The organism is Pseudarthrobacter sp. PvP090 (assembly GCF_040547365.1).
Taxonomy (GTDB): Bacteria; Actinomycetota; Actinomycetes; order Actinomycetales; family Micrococcaceae; genus Arthrobacter.
Genome location: NZ_JBEPPO010000002.1, coordinates 234,893 through 254,932 on the forward strand (window position 1 = coordinate 234,893; position 20,040 = coordinate 254,932).

Consider the following 20,040-nt stretch of genomic DNA (forward strand, 5'->3'; position numbering starts at 1 on the left):
GCTGCCCCTGGCTCCTTGAGCCCGGGGCGCGGATCCGGCACCCATGTCTCGATGAGGAGTAACACGTGAGCCAGCCCCCCAGCAGCGGCAACCCCAGCAGCGGAAAAGACAGCGGCGCAAAGCCGAGCCTCGGAAGAAACAGGACCGCGGGTCCCCGCGCCGCACGTCCCCGCGCCATACGCGATGTCGTTTTTGTCGACGGCGTCCGCACCCCGTTCGGCCGCGCCGGCGAAAAGGGCATCTACGCCGGAACACGCGCCGACGACCTGGTGGTCAAATGCATCCGCGAACTGATGCGCCGCAACCCGTCCCTGCCGGCCGAACGCATCGACGAAGTGGCCATCGCTGCCACCACCCAGACCGGCGACCAGGGCCTGACCATCGGCCGCACCGCCGCCCTGCTGGCCGGGCTGCCGCGGACCGTGCCGGGCTTTGCGATCGACCGGATGTGCGCCGGCGCCATGACGGCCGTGACCACCACCGCGAGCGGCATTGGCTTCGGCGCCTACGACGTCGTGATCGCCGGCGGCGTCGAACACATGGGCAACCACCCGATGGGCGCCGGCGCGGACCCCAACCCGCGCTTTATGTCCGAACGGATCGTGGACCCGGCGGCCCTGAACATGGGCAACACCGCCGAGAACCTGCACGACCGCTTTCCCGCCATCACCAAGGTCCGCACCGACGCCTACGCCGTCGCCTCCCAGGACAAGCTCGCGGCCGCCTACGCCAGGGAGCAGATCCAGCCGGACCTGGTGCCCGTCGCCACGATAAAACCGGGCCAGGGCTGGACCGTGAACACGGTGGACGAGCCGCCGCGGCCGGGCACGTCGGTGGACGACCTCGCCGCGCTCAAGACCCCGTTCCGCGCCCATGGCCGGGTCACCGCCGGCAACGCCGCCGGACTCAACGACGGCGCCACCGCCGCCCTGCTGGCCTCCGCCGACGCCGCCGAGGAACTGGGCCTGCCGGTCAAGATGCGCCTGGTCAGCTACGCCTTCGCCGGCGTCGAACCCGAAGTCATGGGCATCGGCCCGGTCCCGGCCACGGAGAAGGCGCTCAAAAACGCCGGGCTGGGCATCGGGGACATCGGCTTGTTCGAAATCAATGAGGCCTTCGCCGTCCAGGTGCTCAGCTTCCTGGACCACTTCGGCATCGCCGACGACGACCCCCGGGTCAACCGCTACGGCGGGGCGATCGCCGTCGGCCACCCTCTCGCGTCCTCCGGCGTGCGGCTGATGAACCAGCTGGCCCGCCAGTTCGAGGAGGACCCCACGGTCCGCTTCGGCATGACCACGATGTGCATCGGCCTCGGCATGGGCGCCACCGTGATCTGGGAGAACCCGCACCACCCCGCCTACGGCCTCGCCCTCGAAGAGACGACCGCCACCACCACCGAGACTGGAGCCTCAGCATGAGCGCCGCCGATTTCCGCAAGCTTGCCGACCTCTTCCCGAACGAGACCGTCACCCACTCCTACGTCCAGGACATCGACCTGCCGGCGGTGGACGGCAGGAGCCCCGGCACCTTCGCCCTGGTCACACTGGACAACGGCCTGGACCACTCCAAGCCCACCACGCTGGGTCCCAACACCCTGATCGAACTCGGCACCGTCCTGGAAGGGCTCAGGGAGCGCGCCGCCCGCGGCGAGATCGTGGGCGTCGGCGTCACCGGCAAGCCCTACTTCCTGGTCGCCGGCGCAGACCTGTCCACGGTGAAGTCCCTCAGCGGCCGCGAACACGGCCTGTGGATGGCCCAGCTCGGCCACGACGTCTACTCCACGCTGGCGAATCTGGGTGTGCCCAGCTTCGCCTTCATCAACGGCCTCGCCCTCGGCGGCGGGCTGGAGATCGCCCTGCAGTCCACCTACCGCACCGTGTCCACCGGGGCCGGGGCCCTGGCCCTGCCTGAGGCGTTCATCGGGCTCATCCCCGGCTGGGGCGGGGTGTACATCCTGCCGCGGCTGATCGGGCCGGAAAACGCCGTCAAGGTGATGATCGAGAACCCGCTGAGCAACAACCGGACGCTGACCGGGCCACAGGCGTTCAAGCTGGGCATGGCGGACGCCATCTTCGAGCCCGCCGACTTCGTCGAGCAGTCCGTCGCGTGGGCCGCGCAGGTCATCGCAGGCTCCGTGAGCCCGGAACGCACCAACGCCGTTGATCCCTCTACCCCGGAGGTCGCGGCCCGCTGGGCGGGCGCCATCGCCGCGGGCCGGTCGTACGTGGAGGCCAAGACCTCCAACGCCTCCCCGGCGCCGGCCAAGGTCCTCGAGGTGATGGAAGCCAACCGCACGCTGACGCAGGCCCAGTCCGCGGAGCTGGAATGCGAGACGCTCGCGGACCTGATGCAGACCGACGAGTTCCGCTCCACCGTCTACGCCTTCCTTGACCTCGTGCAGCGCCGGTCCAAGCGCCCCGCCGGCGCCCCGGACCGCAAGCTGGCACGTCCGGTGACCAAAATCGGCGTCGTGGGTGCCGGCCTGATGGCCAGCCAGCTCGCCCTGCTCTTCGCCCGCCAGCTCAAGGTGCCCGTGGTGATGACGGATATCGACCAGGCCCGCGTGGACAAGGGCGTGGGCTACGTGCACGCCGAGGTGGACAAACTGCTGCAGAAGGGCCGGATCAGCCCCGACGCCGCCAACCGGACCCGGGCTCTCGTCACCGGATCGGTGTCGAAGGAAGCGTTTGCCGACGCCGACTTCGTCATCGAGGCGGTGTTCGAGGAGCTCAACGTCAAGAAGCAGGTCTTCAAGGAGGTCGAGGCGATCGTTTCCGCCGACTGCATCCTCGCCACGAACACCTCCTCGCTGTCCGTCACCGCCATGGCCGAGGACCTGGAGCATCCGGAGCGCCTTGTGGGCTTCCACTTCTTCAACCCCGTGGCCGTGATGCCGCTGCTGGAAATCGTCCGCGCCCCCAGGACCGACGACGCCGTGCTGGCCACCGCGTTCGAGCTCGCCAAGGGACTCAAGAAGTCCGCCGTGCTAGTCAAGGACGCGCCCGCGTTCGTGGTCAACCGCATCCTGCTGCGCCTCATGGGCGAAGTGACGGCCGCGTTCGACGAGGGCACTCCGGCCGGGGTGGCGGACAACGCGCTGCGCCCCATGGGACTGCCGATGACGCCGTTCGTCCTCGGCGCCATGGTGGGGCTGCCGGTCGCGCAGCACGTCCAGGAGTCCCTGCACACCGCGTTCGGGGACCGTTTCCCGGTCTCGCAGAACCTGCAGAAACTCATCGACAACGGAGTGAAGTCCATCTGGGATCCGGCCTCGGTGCAGGCCGGCGAGCCCGTGATCCCGGCAGATACCCTGGCGCTGATGTCCTTCGGCGAGACACCCTCCACCGGCGAGGAGGTGCTGCGCCGCACGCAGGATGCCCTGGCCGAGGAAATCGGGCTGATGCTGGACGAGGGTGTGGTGGCCGGCCCGGAGGACATCGACCTCTGCATGATCCTCGGGGCGGGCTGGCCGATGTTCCTGGGCGGCATCACCCCGTACCTGGACCGGGTGGGAGCCTCCGAGCGTGTCACCGGCCGGAAGTTCCTGGCCCCCGGCGTGGCGTCCGAACCGGCCGCCTGAGCCTGATCCGCGAACCGCGGCGCCGCCCGCACTGCCAACGCAGCGCGGGCGGCGCCGCCGTGTCAGGATCCGGTGGTGCCGGCCGGGAGAGCCGCGGCACCGCGGCGGAAGTATCGCCGGGCCGAGGGCAGCCAGACGAGCACCGCCGCCACCAGACCCGCGAGGAGCGGCAGCCCCTGGGAGAGGACCGTCAGGAAGATCGCCGGCGCCAGCCCGCCCGCGGCCCCCGGGCTCCCGGCGGGCAGGGACGAAACGCCGGCGATGGTGGCCAGGACGAGGAGCGTGAGTCCGGCCAGCGGGATGAGGGTCACGATAGGCCGGACGAACGGCTTTCCCCGGCGGACCGGAGTGACACAGACGAGGTCTGCTGCCGCCACTGCAGCAAGCGTCAGCCAAAGCACCAGCGCCGGAGTTGTGTTCCCGCCGGAGCCAAGGGTTCCCACGAAGAGGACCAGCCCCAGCGCCGCCTGCAGCGCGGCGACAACCCCGGCGACAACCAGGATCCAGCCTGCCGCCGTCACAGCCTGTGGCACCCGGCCAGACGGGGGTTCCGAACCGGCTGGCGTTTCCAGCGGGTGCGCAGCACGGCCGGCGAAATAGGCGTTGGCCGGTGGCAGCCACATGAGCACCGTGGCGGCGACCGCAAGCACCCCGACCCCACCGGCGGGAGAGAGCAGCACGACCTGCCAGGGGATCCCGCCGGGGGGCGGGCCGCCGGGGAGGAACAGGAGTGCCGGAAGGATCACCACATAGGCGGACAAAACAATGCGTGCCGGCCGACGGCCCCGTCTCAGGACCACAGCAAGCACAGCAGCCGTCACAAACACGGCCGCGCTGGCCAGGTAGAGCGCCAGCGCCGGGAGGTACGTCTGCGGCGCGACCATCCCGCTGAAGGCCAGGACCATGAGCAGTCCCATCAGCGTCCAGACGGTTCCGAGTGCCCCAAGCACCAGCCAGATCCCGGACGAAATCGTGAGGACGGCCGGAACCTCGGCAATTGTGGTGGTGCCGGCTTGGGTGCTCATGGCCCCATGCTCGGCTACCCGGCGGGTGGACCGGTAGGGTCACAAGCCCCCTGCCCGTCAGGTTTGCCGCAGACTCCCGGCGCTGAGCTCGAGGACGCGGTGCGCGGTGGCCCGGGCGTAGGCGGCATCGTGGGTGACCAGGACGACGGCGGCGCCCCGCGCCGCCGCGGCCGAAACGGAGTGGTCCAGCCGCTTGAGTCCGTGCCGGTCCAGTCCCACGGTGGGCTCATCCAGGGCGAGCACCGCCGGCCTGCGGGCCAGGACGGTGGCAAGGGCCAGGAGCCGCTGCTTTGAGGCGGGCAGCTCCGCCGGGTGCCTGCCGGCGTCCCCGGACAGCCCGACGGCGTCCAGCGCCTCGTGTGCCCTGGCACCGGCTTCCTTGCCATGGAGCCGTCGCAGGCCGAAACTGACCTCGCGCAGCACGGTCCGCTCGAACAGCTGGTCGCGGGGCTGCTGGAAGAGCAGTCCCACCGACGCGGCCACCCGGCCCGCCGGGAGACCGGCAATGCTGTTTCCGGCGATCCGCACCGTCCCCGTATCCGGACGAAGCAGCCCATTGAAATGCCGCAGCAGCGTTGATTTGCCGGCGCCGTTCCTGCCGGTAACCGCCACCACCTCTCCGGGCCGCACCGTGAGCCGCAGATCCCGCAGCAGCGGCTCCCCCGCAACTCCACCGGCCCCCGGGAAGCCAAAACCGACGCCCGCCAGCTCAAGCAAAGGCCCGGCTGCCGGCTCCGGATCCGCGGCCCGCACGTCGGACACGGTGTGGGTGACCGCGTGCAGCACCGTCCCGGTCCGGGCCAGTTCCGCTGACCGGATCAGCTCCCGGGGCGTGCCGCTGGCGGTGGCGGTGCCGCCGTCGAGGATGATCCAGTGCGCGGCGGAGCGTGCAAGGCCGTCGGTTGCCTGGCTCAGCACCACGACGGCGGTACCGGCCGCGGTGAGCCGGGCGATCAGGTCCCGGACCAGGACGACACCCGCAGCGTCCAGGGAGGCCAGGGGTTCGTCGAGGATCAGAACCCCGGGGCCGGCGATGACGGCGCAGGCCATGGCCAGGCGGCGCAGTTCGCCGCCGGAAAGGGTGGCGGGATCCCGGTCCAGGAGCGCGGTGAGGCCGGCCAGTTCCGCGATGCCTGCGACGTCCCGGAGCATCTGTGGCCTCGGGGTGCCGCGGTTTTCCAGGCCGAAGGCGAGTTCCTCGGCGACGGTGGAGCGGACCGTGGATAGCATGGCAGCCGCATCCTGGGGGACGTAGCCCACCCGGTCCGACCAGGCGGCGGGATTGATCCGGGGGTCGTCCTCGCCGCCGCGGAACTCCAGCAGCTCCCCGGCCAGTGCGAGCGAACCGCTGAGCTGTCCGGCCGGGCCGGGCCGGAGCCAGCCGGCCAGCAGTTTGCCCAGGGTGGTCTTCCCGCTGCCGGAACCGCCGAGGACCGCCGTGACAGTCCCCGGACGCGCGCTGAGATCCACGTCGTACAGCGCGGGGGCGGTGTCGCCGTGGAAGCGGAAGCTGCCGATCCGGGCGGCCAGCACGGCCCCCGTCGTGGTGGCGGTGGGATCAGCGGCGGTCTGCGTGGAGATCGGGGCGGGCGTGGTGGGCCTGGTCATCGTGGCGTCAGGATCAGCGCTGGTCATAACGGCCCCGCTGCCGGCCAGGAAGCGCCGAGGCGCACGGCTACGGCCGCGGCTGCGAGCAGCAGCAGCACGGCCCGGAACCGGCGCTCGAGGAGAGGGTCGGCAACCTCGCGGTAGCTGGTCCGGGGCCCCGGGCCGCCGAAGCCGCGTGCCTCCAGGGCCTGGGCACGGCTCCCGGAGTCCTCGATGAGGCCCAGCACCAGCGGGACCATCTGCAGCCGGACAGCGATGAGCCGGGACAACACCCCGCCGCGGAGCACCAGCCCGCGGGCCTCCTGCGCCGACCTGATGCTCTCCAGCCGGCCGGCCATGGCCGGCAGGAGGGTGAGCGCGGAGGCCAGCACGAAGCCGAACTGCGGCGGCAGCCCCCGCGCAGCCAGCGCCGCCACCAGATCGGGGGCGCTCACGGTGAAGGAGAAGAGCAGCAGCGCCATCACGCAGGCACCCGTGCGGGTGCCCGCCTCCAGTGCGAAGGCGAGGCCCTCTGCCGTGACCCGCGCGGGCCCCCACACGGCCAGGACGGTCGGGCCTTCCGGGAAGAAGAGCCCGTGCAGCATCAGCAGCGACAGCCCCAGCGGCACCAGGACCGCCGCGGCCGTGGCCAGAACACGGCGGCCGGCGCCGGCCCGCACGGCCAGCACCGCTGCCGCGAGGCCGACAGCGACGGACAGCGGCCAGCTGCCGGCCGCCGTCGTGATCACTGCTGTGCAGCCGGCCGCCGTCAGCGACGTCAGCGGATGGAGGGTGGGGCGCATTCTGCGGGGAGTCCGGTTCAGTCTTCGGGCGTTCCGGGAGCCTTGCCGGCGAGCACCCGGTGGCGCCGCACGAACGGGAACTGGAGGGTGGTGCGGCGCGGCAGGGCGTAGACCAGCAGCGCGGCGATTGCGAAGACAATGGCCTTGTCCATCGGGTCCGAGATCAGCGCCTGCTTGGTGATGGCTGCGAGCAGGGTGTCGCCCATGGCGCGGAAGGCGCTGACGACCGCTCCGGTGCCGAGGCCCGCGGTGCCGCCAAAGACGAAGGCTGCGATCGGCGCGGAGACGACGCCGGCGAGGATGCCGGTGACGAAGCCGGCCACGGGTGCCAGGTAGAAGCGGCGGAACAGGCCGCCTCGGGCAGCGAGTCCGGCGAGGAAGCCGATCAGTGCCGCCCCGGCCGCGAAGGGCAGCACGGTCGGGTTGACGAAGGACCAGACGATGCTGCTGAGGGCGCCCGTGGCGGCTCCCGCAGCCGGCCCGGCGAGGACGGCAATCAGGACGGTGCCGATGGCATCGAAGTAGAACGGCAGCCCGGTGGTGCCCATGAGCTGGCCGAGGACCACGTTCAGGACCAGCGCCACCGGCATCAGCACCAGGGTGGACGTGGGCAGGACCGGAAGTGCAGCGGCGATCAGCAGGACCGCACCGAGCAGGAACCCGCCGAGGGCGACGAGCGCGGAGAAGCTGGCCGGTCCGTTGGCGATGTACGCAGGCTGGGTGAGGACAAGGAAGACATAGGTGGCCACGATCGCGGCGGCACCGGCGAGCTCCAGCAGGCGGCGGTTGCGCCGTGCAGTGGCTGTGCCGGCGGCGGAACCGGCGCCGGGGCCGGATCCGGTGGCAGGGAGGGTCAGGGACTGCTGTGACATGGGGATGGTCCTTCGGTGGGGGCTGCAACATCCGCCTATGTCACCTCGGCGCAGCTACCATCCTAGCCAGTGGCGGGACGACCGGCGGACATGCTCCGCCGCGCCAGCGCGCCCACGGAGGAAATCAGCTCCTCGAAGCACTGCTCCGGGTCATTGGAGGCGACGATCCGGGCGTTGGGCGGCAGGCCCCACAGCCCGCGGAAGTCCGCCACCGTGGTGCCGACCAGCAGCGGTGAGGCGGTTTCGACGTCGACCGTGGCCACGCGTGTGGTGAACGGGGTGCGTCCGACGGCGGCGCACGCCGCGAAGGCGTCATGCATGTGCGCCACGTAGCCCTGGTCGTAGAGCCGGTGGAATTCCATGTAGAACCGGATCGCATCCGACAGGCAGGCCACGAGCGGGCTGGCCGAGGCGCTGCGGAGCCCCTCGGGCTGGTCCGGGAGGACCAGTTCGGGCCCGGCCCCGGCGGCCTCGCCAAGGCGCCGGAGGTGGTCCGGGAGCATTTCGATCCGCTCCGTGGTCTCCAGCGCGCACAACACCGGCAGCTTGTCCTCCGGCAGGCCGCGGTAGGCGGCGAAGACTTCCCGGGCCGCGTGCGGGTCCACCGAGACGTTCCATTCCGCGGTCGGCGTCGTGTTGCCCTGGTAGTAGAAGCTCCCGCCCATGATCACCAGGCCCTTGAGCAACATCGGCAGCTCCGGCTCGCGGCGCAGGGCCAGGGCGAAGTTGGTCAGCGGCCCCGTGATCAGCCCGGTGATCTCCCCCGGGTGCGCCCGGACTTCCTCCACCCAGACGTCGACGGCGTGGCGCGGGGAGATCTGCTGCGCGGGCGCCGGCAGTTCCGCGTGGCCGATCCCCTGCGGGCCGTGGGTCTCCTCGGTGGTGACCAGCGGGATTTCCAGCGGCACCTCGGCGCCGATGGCCACCTCAACGCCGGCCCTGCCGCACAGCTGAAGCAGCGCCAGGTTGTTGAGCGCGACCTGGCGGGCACCAACGTTGCCGGCCGTGCAGGTGATCGCCTGCAGGTGGACCTCCGGGCGGGACAGCAGGTAGACGAGGGCCAGGGCGTCGTCGATCCCGGTGTCGACGTCCATCAGGATGGTCTGCGGCACAGCAGGAACGCCAGGCAGGGCCCCCGGGGCTGGAGCCATTTAGAGCAGCTCCATCTAGAACAGCGCGACCTTCGGCGTGCGCGGGAAGATGTCGTTGAGTTCGGCACGTTCCGCGGCGCTGGGAATCCAGGCCACGGCGGCGGCGTTCTGCCGGACCTGTTCGGGCCGGGTGGCACCGGCGATGACGCTGCTGACTGAGGGCTGGGCGGCGAGCCAGGAGAAAGCCACCTGGATCTCGTCCAGGCCGCGCTCGGCGGCGAAGGCACGGAAGGCAGCCAGCTGGTCCCAGTCGGCGTCGTGGACCAGGTGGGTACGGGTGTGGCTGAGGCGTGAGCCCTCCGGCGCGGTGTCCTTCGCGTATTTGCCGGTCAGCAGGCCGTTGGCCAGCGGGAAGTACGGCAGGACGCCCAGCCCGTAGGCCTCGGCGGCGGGCGTGACCTCGAGCTCGGCGCGGCGGTCCAGCAGGTTGTAGTGGTTCTGGCTGGAGATGAAGCGCGCTCCCCCGCGGGTGCGGGCCACGAACTCCGCCTCGGCGATCTGCCAGCCGGCACGGTTGGAGTGGCCGATATAGCGGACCTTGCCGCTGGTGACGAGCTCGTCGAGGGCGGCGAGTGTCTCGTCGATCGGGGTCAGGGGGTCGGGGGTGTGGAACTGGTAGAGGTCGATCCAGTCGGTCCCGAGCCGCCGCAGCGAGGCCTCGGCGGCCGTGATGATGTAGCCGCGGGAACCTCGGGCACCGAAGTCGTTGCCGTTGACGCCGCGCATGTCCATGCCGAACTTGGTGCCGATCACCGCGTCGTCGCGGCGGCCGCGCAGGGCCTTGCCCAGCATCGTCTCGCTGAGGCCCGGCTCCCGGCCGTAGGTGTCGGCGACGTCGAAGAAGGTAATCCCGGCGTCCAGGGCCGCATGCACGACGGCGTCGGTCCCCTCCTGCGACTCGGTCGCCGTCTTGGACCGGCCCAGATTGTTGCAGCCAAGCCCCACGACGGAGACGGTCAGTCCGGAATTTCCTACGCGGCGGTATTCAGTCATGGGGTTCAGCCTATAACGGCCGGCAGTGGCTCCCGGGCAGGGCAGGGAGGGGCGCCGGCAGCGCCGACGCCTACCCTGCGGGCAGTTCCAGCCCGTGTTCGTCCAGGGCGTCCTCAAGCTGGGCGAGGGTCCGCGGGCACATCCCGTGCAAGCCGGCAAGGGCACGGCGGCCCAGCGCCACCACCTGCTCGAGGGTCTCGACGCCGGCGTGGGCGAGGGCCCGGCGGGCGGGAGCCGCGATCCCCCGCGGCAGCGGGGTACGGCCAGGTTCAACGGATTTCGGTGCCATGATGCATGCCTTCCAGTCGTTGTCCCCCAAAACTGATGTGAATCGTGCAGGTGGAACTGCCCTGGACTTACAGGGCGAAGCTGTTGGCCGGCTTCGGGGAGTGCTTGAGCTTGAAGGCGGTCTCGCCGAACGCCGCGGCGCCGATGCTCAGTTTGGTGAAGTCGAGGTCCTCGCCGCGGATGCAGACCTTGATCGCATTGACGGCCTTGTTGACGTCCGGGGTGAGGATGAAGATGTTGAGCTTGGCATCGGAGAACTCCGAGCGGTCCACAATGCCGAGGCCGCGCCAGGCCAGGTGGCTGATCAGGGCGTCCTTGGCCTTTTCCTCGAGGTAGCGGTCGCGGTCCGTGCCGTCCTTGGTCTTCAGGGCGTACTGGGCCACGACCCAGAACTGCTCCTCCTCGGGGATTTCGGCGAAGCCGTCCTCGGCGCACTGCACGGCGAAGGCATCCATCAGGCCTTCCGCGGCGGCGGCGTCGGCGACGTCGGTCTCGTCGGTCTTGCTCTGGTGCCCGACGACGCCGTAGTTCATCACGAACTGGCTGTAATCCTCGTCAAACCAGCCCTCCCTGAACTCGAGGACCCCTTCGTCGTTGCGTTTGTAAACCCGGATAATTCCGCTCATGCCCGTCCTCTCCTGAACCATTCGCGGTCTGCGCCGTCGAACGGTGGCTGTTGTGCCTTGACGGCCTGGTAAAGCTGATCCGACGCCGCGCTGATCCGGTCCACCACGTCTGCGGGGTAGTCCATTTCAACCCGGTGCTCGGCAAACTCGTCTTCATCGTCCACGTACACCCCGCGGTCCACGGTGCGGATCACGTCCAGGTCCATGTCGATCAGGTGGAACTCGGTGACTCCCGGCCGGATCGTGTTCCAGCCGTGGCCGGTCGCCAGATCCACGTAGACCTGGACGCCGGCGGGATGCGCCTCGTCGTAGAACGTGGCCACGTACTCGCCGGAGCGCGGGACCAGCAGCACGGCGTCGGATTCGGCGTAGAACGCCGCACCCGGCCGGGAGCAGAACTCGTTGGCCCCCTGGAAGATCCACCACCCATGGCGGTCCTCGCCGAGGTAGGTGCCGGGCACCACCCAGTGGGCCTTGCCGTTCCATTTCCGGTTCCGGGACACCACCAGGTCGCCCGGCGCCAGTCCATCGGGAATTCTCACGGGGATCCTCACAGGATCGGCAGGCTGCCCGTGCTGGGGTGTTCCTGGCCCGGGAGGGGCCGCGCGAAGGGCACCTTGGTCCCCAGGACCTGCGCCACGACGTCGTGCGTGATCTGTTGGGCGGTCAACCCGACCCGTTCGAGTACCTGGCTGCGGGATCCGTGGTCGAGGAACTCCACCGGGAGGCCGACCTCGTTCAGCGCGGTGTCCACGCCGGCGGCCCGCATTTCCTGGCGGATCCGGGACCCGACGCCGCCGGCACGGACGCCGTCCTCGATGCAGATGACGAGGCGGTGGTGCGAGGCGAGGGCGATGATCGACTTGCGGACCGGGAGCAGCCAGCGGGGGTCCACGACCGTGGAGCTGATGCCCTGCGCGCCGAGCCGGTTGGAGACATCCAGGGCCAGTTCGGACATCGCCCCGACGCTGACGATCAGCACATCGTTGTCGCTGGAGCCGGCCGGGCGGCGGGCCAGCACGTCCACGCCGTCACTGAGCCGCTCGATGGCCCCCACCTCGGCGCCCACGGTTCCCTTGGAGTAGCGGATCACGCTGGGGGCATCCTCGATGGCGACGGCTTCGCGGAGCTCCTCGCGCAGCCGGCTGGCGTCGCGCGGCGCGGCGAGGTGCAGGCCGGGAACGATCTGGACCATGGCCATGTCCCACATGCCGTGGTGGCTGGCGCCGTCGGGCCCGGTGACGCCGGCCCGGTCCAGGACGATCGTGACGCCGGCCTTGTGCAGGGCGACATCCATCAGGAGCTGGTCGAAGGCGCGGTTCAGGAACGTCGCGTAGACGGCGACGACGGGGTGCAGCCCGCCGAAGGCCATGCCGGCGGCGGAGGTGAGGGCGTGCTGTTCGGCGATGCCGACGTCGAACACCCGCTCCGGGTGCCGGGCGGCGAACTTGTGCAGCCCGACGGGGATCAGCATGGCGCCGGTGATGCCGACGATGTCCTTGCGCTCGTCCGCGATGTCGGCGATCTCGTCGGCGAAGACGGCGGTCCAGGACTTCGCACCGCCGGCCTCGGTGGGTTCGCCCGTCTCCGGGTCGATGATGCCGACGGCGTGGAACTGGTCCGCTTCATGGGCACGGGCGGGCGCGTAGCCGTGGCCCTTTTCGGTCATGGCGTGCACGATCACGGGCCCGGCGTAGGTCCGGGCGGTAGAGAGGGCATGTTCCATGGCCTGGAGGTTGTGGCCGTCCACGGGGCCGATGTACTTCATCCCGAGGTCCTCGAACATGCCCTGCGGGGCCCACCAGTCCTTGACGCCCTTTTTCATGGCGTGGAGGCTGCGGTAGGTGAACTGGCCCGCGGGTCCGCCGTTTTGCAGCTTTTTCCGCCACCAGTCCAGGGTGCCCTCGTAGGCCGGCGCGGCACGGAACGAATCGATGGTGGGGCGCAGCGAGGCGAGGTAATCGGCGAATCCGCCGACAGTCGGGGCGTAGGAGCGGCCGTTGTCGTTTACGACGATCACGACGCGGCGCTTCGTGTCCGCGGCGATGTTGTTGAGGGCCTCCCAGGCCATGCCGCCGGTCAGGGCGCCGTCCCCGACGACGGCGATGACGTAGCGGTCGCCGTCGCCGGTCAGCTGCCGGGCGCGGGAGATCCCGTCCGCCCAGGAGAGCGAGGAGGAGGCGTGCGAGCTTTCGACGATGTCGTGCTCGGATTCGGCGCGGTCCGGGTAGCCGGACAGGCCGCCCTGCTGGCGCAGGGTGCTGAAGTCCTGGCGTCCGGTGAGGAGCTTGTGCACGTAGGACTGGTGGCCGGTGTCGAAGACGATGCTGTCGCGGGGTGAATCGAAGATCCGGTGGACCGCGATGGTGAGTTCGACGACGCCGAGGTTCGGGCCCAGGTGCCCGCCCGTCTGGGAGACGTTGCCGATCAGGAATTCCCTGACCTCGGCTGCCAGCTGATCCAGCTGCGCCTCTGACAACTTGCTCAGGTCCTGCGGATTCCGGATGGTCTCCAAGATTCCCAACGGCCCCTCCTTCGGGTGGTAGACATGCCTTCTAACTCTAACGCCTCCGGAGTAGCCCTCGTGCCGGAACGCGTCCGGAACGAGGCCGGAACACGCCGGGCATGGAAAAGCCCCGGCCGGTCAGTGACCGGCCGGGGCTTTCGCACCTGGCAACTGTTCCTCCCCTGCGGAAGGAACGCTGTGCTAGCTGGCGGAGATCTGGCGCAGTACGTACTGCAGGATGCCGCCGTTGCGGTAGTAGTCAGCCTCGCCCGGGGTATCGATGCGCAGGACCGCATCGAAGGACGTGACGGTGCCGTCTTCGGCCGTGGCGGTCACCTTGAGCGTCTTCGGCGTGGTGCCTTCGTTGAGGGCGGTGACGCCCTCAACCGCGAAGGTTTCCGTGCCGGTCAGCCCGAGGCTGGCAGCGTTCTGGCCGGCCGGGTACTGCAGGGGCAGGACGCCCATGCCGATCAGGTTGGAGCGGTGGATGCGCTCGTAGCTTTCGGCCACGACGGCCTTGACGCCCAGGAGTGCGGTGCCCTTGGCTGCCCAGTCACGGGATGAACCGGAGCCGTACTCCTTGCCGGCCAGGACCACCAGCGGGGTGCCGGCAGCCTGGTAGTTCTGCGCGGCGTCGTAGACGTAGGCCTGCGGACCGTCGGCCTGGGTGAAGTCGCGGGTGAAGCCACCCTCGACGCCGTCCAGGATCTGGTTCTTGATCCGGATGTTCGCGAACGTTCCGCGGATCATGACCTCGTGGTTGCCACGGCGTGAGCCGTAGGAGTTGAAGTCCTTGCGCTCCACACCGTTGGCCAGCAGGTACTGTCCGGCCGGGGTGTCCGACTTGAAGGAACCTGCCGGGGAGATGTGGTCCGTGGTGACGGAATCGCCCAGCTTCAGCAGCACGCGTGCGCCGGTGATGTCCTGGACGGGCTCCGGCGTTGCCTTCATGCCGTCGAAGTACGGGGGCTTCCGGACGTAGGTGGACTTCGGATCCCAGGCGAAGGTGTCGCCGGCCGGCGTGGAAAGTGCCTTCCAGCGGTCGTCGCCTTCGAAGACGCCCTCGTAGCCGCGGGCGAACATTTCCTTGTCGATCGAGGAATCGATGACCTGCTGGACCTCCACCGGGTTCGGCCAGATGTCCTTCAGGAAGACGTCGTTGCCGGCCTCGTCCTGGCCCAGGGCGTCGGCCTCGAAGTCGAAGTCCATGGTCCCGGCCAGGGCGTAGGCGATGACCAGCGGCGGGGAAGCCAGGTAGTTCATCTTCACGTCCGGGTTGATCCGGCCTTCGAAGTTGCGGTTACCGGACAGCACGGCGGTGACGGAAAGGTCGTTGGCCTGGATGGCCTCGGAGATTTCGGCGTCGAGCGGGCCGGAGTTGCCGATGCAGGTCGCGCAGCCGTAACCGACGATGTAGAAGCCGAGCTTCTCCAGGTACGGGGTCAGGCCCGACTTGTTGTAGTAGTCGGTGACGACCTTGGACCCGGGAGCCACGGAGGTCTTGACCCACGGCTTCGAGGTCAGGCCCTTGTCGACGGCGTTGCGGGCCAGCAGTGCGGCGGCCAGCATCACGGACGGGTTGGACGTGTTGGTGCAGGACGTGATCGAGGCGATCGACACCGCACCGTGGTCCAGCTCGAACTCGCGGCCGTCCGCGGTCTTGACGCTGACCGGGTTGGACTGGCGGCCGTCGGCAGCCGGGCCGTGCGCGTGCGGGGCCTCGTCCGTGAGGTGGCTTGCGGAGCCCGTGAAGGACGGCGAGTCGGAAGCGGGGAAGCTTTCGTCGATTGCCTCGTCCACGCTGCCGCCGGCCAGTTCTTCCTTCACATAGTTGCGCAGGTCCTGGCGGAACTGGTCCTTGGACTCCGTGAGGATGATGCGGTCCTGCGGGCGCTTCGGGCCGGAGATCGACGGGACAACCGTCGACAGGTCCAGCTCGAGGTACTCGGAGAACTTGATCTCGCGGGAAGGATCGTGCCAGAGGCCCTGTTCCTTCGCGTAGGACTCCACGAGGGCGACGTTCGCGTCCGAGCGGCCGGTGAGGCGCAGGTAGTCGAGGGTGACGTCGTCGATCGGGAACATGGCGGCCGTGGAGCCGAACTCCGGGCTCATGTTGCCGATGGTGGCGCGGTTGGCCAGCGGCACAGCCGCGACGCCTTCGCCGTAAAACTCCACGAACTTGCCGACCACACCGTGCTTGCGCAGCTGCTCGGTGATGGTCAGGACGACGTCGGTGGCGGTCGCGCCGGCCGGGATGGACCCGGTCAGCTTGAAGCCCACGACGCGCGGGATCAGCATGGAGACGGGCTGGCCAAGCATGGCTGCCTCGGCTTCGATGCCGCCGACGCCCCAGCCCAGCACACCCAGGCCGTTGACCATGGTGGTGTGCGAGTCGGTGCCGACGCAGGTGTCCGGGTAGGCCCGGACAACGCCATCGATTTCGCGGGTCATGACGGTGCGGGCCAGGTACTCGATGTTGACCTGGTGCACGATGCCGGTTCCCGGCGGGACGACCTTGAAGTCGTCAAACGCAGTCTGGCCCCACCGCAGGAACTGGTACCGCTCGCCGTTGCGCTGGTACTCGATCTCCATATTGCGCTCCAGTGCGCCGGAGTTGCCAAAGGCGTCGATCTGCACGGAGTGGTCAATCACCATCTCGGCAGGTGCCAGCGGGTTGACCCGCTTGGGGTCACCGCCAAGCTCCTTGACTGCTTCACGCATGGTGGCAAGGTCCACAACGCAGGGCACGCCAGTGAAGTCCTGCATGATCACGCGCGCCGGCGTGAACTGGATTTCAGTGTCGGGCTCGGCGCTGGGGTCCCAGCCGGCCAGTGCTCGGACGTGATCGGCCGTAATGTTGGCGCCGTCCTCGGTCCTCAACAGGTTTTCAAGCAATACCTTGAGGCTGAACGGAAGGTTTTCTGCACCTTCAACGGAGTTCAACCGGAAAATTTCGTATTCGGTACCGGCTACATTAAGTTTGCCTTTTGAACCGAAGCTGTCCACAATGCTCATCGCAGGACTCCTCTCGCAACAGTTTCATCTTTGTCGCGCCGCAGACCCCTTGCTAGTTAGGTGGCCCTAACTAGTGCCGGCCTTGTTCGCACAAGGTCCAGTACAGGGTGCAGGAGGTCAGCCGTGATTACGGAGCGCGACGTCGGACTACTCCGCCCATCCTAGTGGCCTTAGGCCCGGGGAGTCAGCAGCGCCACAGTCTCCATGTGGTGCGTATGCGGATACAGGTCAAAGGCCCGCAGCCCCGCCAGTTCCCAGCCGGACTGCCGGAAGTAGCCCACATCGCGGGCAAAGGACGCCGGATCGCAGGACACATAGGCCACGGCCCGGGGACCCGTTCCGACCAACTGGTTGACGACGGCCTTGCCGGCACCGGCCCGGGGCGGGTCCAGCAGGATGGCGTCGAAGCTGCGTGCCTTCTCGCGCAGGACCCGTTCCACCCGGCCCTGGACGATCTCCACCTGGGTTGCGTCATGGAGGTTCTTGCGGGCGTCCCGGCTGCTGCCGGGCGATCCCTCGACGGAGAGCACGGACCCGGTGACACCCACGGCGTCCGCGAGCGGCGCTGTGAACAGCCCGGCCCCGGCGTACAGGTCGGCCACCGCGGCGCCCGGTGCCAGGAAGCCGCCGTCGTGCAGGAATCCGGTCACGGCCCCGACGAGGGTGTCCGGGCCGTCCCGGTGGATCTGCCAGAAACCGTCGCCGGTGACACGGTAGTCGTGGCCGGACGCGGTCTCCTGGACGTAGGTGCGCCCGCGAAGCCGCAGCACTTCGCCCTTGACGGGATCGAAGCTGGCCACCGAGACGTCCTCGGGCAGCTGGGCGAGGACCGCGCTGAGCCGCTTGGCCCGGGTTCCCGCGGCCGGGACAAGGAGCACGAGCGGGCGGGAGCCGTTGGCCGGGGCGGCGACCTCAATGCGCTCGATGCCCTGCAGGTCGATGTCCCAGAGCCGGAGCGCGTTGATGGCGTCCGAGGCCAGGGGCATCTCCCGGACCGGCAGGACGGTGTCGGAGCGGTGCGCGTGCATGCCCAGCTTTCCGGCGGGGGTCACGGCGAACCCGGCGCGGGTGCGCCAGGCGAGGCCCGCCGCCGCCCCGGGTCCGGGCTCCCCCACGGCTTCCACGGTGATGGGGAGGTCGACGCCGGCGAGGCGGCGCAGCTGTTCGGCCAGCACCTCGGCCTTGAGGCTGCGCTGGCGGTCGAGGGAGATGTGGCCGAGCTCGGCCCCTCCCAGCGGCGGGTGGCGGTGCGACCAGGAGCGCACGGAATCGGCCAGGTCCCAGAAGTGCTCCACCCGGTCGGGGGAAGCCGCCAGGACCTCCACGACGTCGCCGCGCCAGAACTTGGCGTCCGGGCCGGACTCCGTGAGGCGGACCCGGACCTTCTCGCCGGGGATGCCGTGGCGGACGAACACCACACGCCCCTCGTGCCGGGCCACGCAGTGCCCGCCGTGGGCAACCGGCCCGACGTCGACGATCAGTTCGGTGTGCGGTTGCGTCTGGGTGTCGGAGCTCATTGGATGTCCTGCAGTCTCTTGGCTTCTTCGGATGATTTCAGCTGCCACGGCACACTACACACCATGACGCCCGGCTCGAAGTGCAGCCGGGTCTTGATGCGCAGTGCGGTCTGGTTGTGCACCAGTTGCTCCCACCATTTGCCCACGACGTATTCGGGGATGTAGACGACGATCAGGTCGCGGGGCGAGTCGCGCCGCATGTTCTTGATGTATTCCATGATGGGCGTCACCGTTTCGCGGAACGGACTGGCCAGCACCGTCAACGGTACCGGGATTTCCAGCTTCTCCCAGTCCGCGACCGTTTGCTCGGTCTCCTCGGCGCTGATGTCCACGGTGATGGCGTCCAGCCGGGAGGGCCGCGACGCGCGGGCGTAGGCGAGCGCCCGGAGCACCGGCTTCCGGACGTGCGAGACGAGCAGCACGGCGTGCACGCGGGTGGGCAGGGCCCGCGGCGAGGAGTCCTCGTCCACGGCGAGTTCCTTGGCCACATTGTCGTAGTGCGCCCGGATGCTCCACATGATCAGGAACAGCACGAACATGGCCAGCAGCGCGATCCAGGCACCCTGCTGGAACTTGGTGATCAGCACGATCAGCAGGACCGTGGCGGTCATGCCGAAGCCGATGCCGTTGATGGTGCGCGATTTGAGCATCCGCCGCTTCACCGCGGGGTCCTTGGCGAGTTTCAGTTGCCGGCCCCAGTGCCGGACCATGCCGAGCTGGCTGATGGTGAAGGAGATGAAGACGCCCACGATGTAGAGCTGGATGAGCTTGGTGACGTCCGCGTTGAAGGCGATAATCAGCACCAGGGCGCCGGCGGCCAGGGCCAGCACGCCGTTGCTGAAGGCCAGCCGGTCCCCGCGGGTGCGCAGCTGTCGGGGCAGGTAACCGTCCTGGGCCAGGATCGAGCCGAGCACCGGGAAGCCGTTGAAGGCCGTGTTGGAGGCGAACACGAGGATCACGCCGGTGGCGGCGACCACGATGAAAAAGAAGATAGACCCGCCGCCGAAGATCGTCTGGGCAATCTGGCTGATCGCCGGGCTCTGGATGTACCCCTCGGGCGGCGGCTGTCCGTCCAGCAGGAACTCGGTGGCCGGGTCCAGCACGATGTGCACCTTGGTGGCGTTCGCGAGGTAGATGATCCCGGCAAGCATGGAAGCGGCGATCACACCGAGCAGCAGCAGCGTCGTCGCGGCGTTCTTGCTCTTGGGCTTCTTGAAGTTCGGCACGCCGTTGCTGATGGCCTCAATGCCGGTCAGCGCGGCGGCGCCGGAGGAAAAGGCCCGCAGCAGCAGGAACGCGCCGGCCAGTCCCACCAGTCCTTCGTCGAAGCCCGGCGCGGGGACGATCGTGAACGCAGCCGAGGGCGCCTCGCCCAGCTGGCCGGTGGCGGCCTGGAAGACGCCGATGGCGGTCATGCCGAGGATGGAGGCCATGAAGATATACGTCGGCAGGGCGAACACCGTGCCGGCTTCCTTGATGCCGCGCAGGTTCACGAGGGCAAGGACCACGACGCCGACCGTCGCGATGCCGGCCTGCTGGCCGTGCAGCGAAGGCACCGCGGTGGTGAGGTAGGTGGCGGCGGAGGACATCGACACGGCGACGGTCAGCACGTAGTCGACCAGCAGCGCGGAGGCGACGGTGAGCCCGGCGTACTTGCCCAGGTTCTCGTTGGCGATCTCGTAGTCTCCGCCGCCGGAGGGGTAGGCGTGGACGTTCTGGCGGTAGGAGGCGACGACCGTCAGCAGCACCACCATGACGGCCAGGCCCACCCACGGCGAGAACGCCACGGCACTGACGCCGGCCAGCGCCAGCGTCAGGAGGATTTCGTCCGGCGCGTACGCCACGGAGGACAGCGCGTCGGAGGCGAAAACGGGCAGGGCTATCCGCTTGGGAAGCAGGGTGTGAGCCAGGCTGTCGTTCCGGAACGGCCTGCCTACCAGCACCCGCTTCACGGCATTGAAAATTGTCGGCACCACACAAAGCTAGTCCGATTCGGACGCGATGTCATGACGGCGGCGATCCCCGCCGCCGGGGCGGCTCCCGGGGCTGGCCGCCCGGGCCGCGGTGGCCGGTAGAG

15 protein-coding genes are annotated in these 20,040 nt (G+C 69.3%); 2 read left to right on the forward strand and 13 right to left on the reverse strand.

Annotation, left to right across the window (positions count from 1 at the left end):
- The first annotated feature begins 176 nt into the window (after nt 1–176).
- Both ABIC21_RS03030 and ABIC21_RS03035 read left to right on the forward strand, forming a co-directional pair.
- Nucleotides 177–1,418 (forward strand): thiolase family protein, encoded by a 1,242-nt coding sequence (locus ABIC21_RS03030; protein ID WP_354349068.1) that lies wholly within the window; start codon nt 177–179, stop codon nt 1,416–1,418.
- A complete protein-coding gene (locus ABIC21_RS03035) occupies nt 1,415–3,580 on the forward strand; it encodes a 3-hydroxyacyl-CoA dehydrogenase NAD-binding domain-containing protein (protein WP_354348934.1) in 2,166 nt (721 codons plus the stop codon). Before ABIC21_RS03030 ends, ABIC21_RS03035 begins: the two co-directional genes overlap by 4 nt.
- 62 nt (nt 3,581–3,642) lie before the next feature.
- On the opposite strand, the gene ABIC21_RS03040 is transcribed toward ABIC21_RS03035, so the two are convergent.
- The 13 genes from ABIC21_RS03040 to ABIC21_RS03100 form a co-directional block, all read right to left on the reverse strand.
- Nucleotides 3,643–4,605 (reverse strand): hypothetical protein, encoded by a 963-nt coding sequence (locus ABIC21_RS03040; RefSeq protein WP_354348935.1) that lies wholly within the window; start codon nt 4,603–4,605, stop codon nt 3,643–3,645.
- A gap of 57 nt (nt 4,606–4,662) precedes the next feature.
- Nucleotides 4,663–6,240, reverse strand: coding sequence for an ABC transporter ATP-binding protein (locus ABIC21_RS03045; RefSeq protein ID WP_354348936.1), 1,578 nt, complete (start codon nt 6,238–6,240; stop codon nt 4,663–4,665).
- A complete protein-coding gene (locus tag ABIC21_RS03050) occupies nt 6,237–6,995 on the reverse strand; it encodes an energy-coupling factor transporter transmembrane component T (RefSeq protein ID WP_354348937.1) in 759 nt (252 codons plus the stop codon). The genes ABIC21_RS03045 and ABIC21_RS03050 overlap by 4 nt, the downstream gene beginning before the upstream one ends.
- 17 nt (nt 6,996–7,012) lie before the next feature.
- Entirely contained in the window at nt 7,013–7,867 is an 855-nt protein-coding gene (locus ABIC21_RS03055) for an ECF transporter S component (protein ID WP_354348938.1), read from the reverse strand.
- Nucleotides 7,868–7,929: 62 nt separating this feature from the next.
- Nucleotides 7,930–9,018: a nucleoside hydrolase gene (locus ABIC21_RS03060; RefSeq protein ID WP_354348939.1), complete on the reverse strand. Its 1,089-nt coding sequence runs from the start codon at nt 9,016–9,018 to the stop codon at nt 7,930–7,932.
- Nucleotides 9,019–9,033: 15 nt separating this feature from the next.
- Entirely contained in the window at nt 9,034–10,011 is a 978-nt protein-coding gene (locus tag ABIC21_RS03065) for an aldo/keto reductase (RefSeq protein WP_354348940.1), read from the reverse strand.
- Nucleotides 10,012–10,081: 70 nt separating this feature from the next.
- On the reverse strand, nt 10,082–10,300 hold the full coding sequence (locus ABIC21_RS03070) for a helix-hairpin-helix domain-containing protein (protein WP_354348941.1): 219 nt from the start codon (nt 10,298–10,300) through the stop codon (nt 10,082–10,084).
- Between the two features lie 67 nt (nt 10,301–10,367).
- On the reverse strand, nt 10,368–10,925 hold the full coding sequence (locus tag ABIC21_RS03075; RefSeq protein ID WP_354348942.1) for a hypothetical protein: 558 nt from the start codon (nt 10,923–10,925) through the stop codon (nt 10,368–10,370).
- Nucleotides 10,922–11,467 carry a DUF402 domain-containing protein gene (locus tag ABIC21_RS03080; protein ID WP_354348943.1) on the reverse strand — a complete coding sequence of 182 codons (546 nt, stop codon included), beginning with the start codon at nt 11,465–11,467 and terminating at the stop codon, nt 10,922–10,924. The genes ABIC21_RS03075 and ABIC21_RS03080 overlap by 4 nt, the downstream gene beginning before the upstream one ends.
- An 8-nt stretch (nt 11,468–11,475) precedes the next feature.
- Entirely contained in the window at nt 11,476–13,449 is a 1,974-nt protein-coding gene (dxs, locus tag ABIC21_RS03085; RefSeq protein WP_354348944.1) for a 1-deoxy-D-xylulose-5-phosphate synthase, read from the reverse strand.
- A 183-nt stretch (nt 13,450–13,632) separates the two neighbouring features.
- Nucleotides 13,633–16,446, reverse strand: coding sequence for an aconitate hydratase (locus tag ABIC21_RS03090; protein ID WP_354348945.1), 2,814 nt, complete (start codon nt 16,444–16,446; stop codon nt 13,633–13,635).
- 170 nt (nt 16,447–16,616) lie between these two features.
- Entirely contained in the window at nt 16,617–17,963 is a 1,347-nt protein-coding gene (locus ABIC21_RS03095) for a class I SAM-dependent RNA methyltransferase (RefSeq protein ID WP_354348946.1), read from the reverse strand.
- Complete coding sequence (locus ABIC21_RS03100) at nt 17,960–19,936, reverse strand: APC family permease (protein WP_354348947.1); 1,977 nt, start codon at nt 19,934–19,936, stop codon at nt 17,960–17,962. The genes ABIC21_RS03095 and ABIC21_RS03100 overlap by 4 nt, the downstream gene beginning before the upstream one ends.
- Nucleotides 19,937–20,040: the final 104 nt, after the last annotated feature.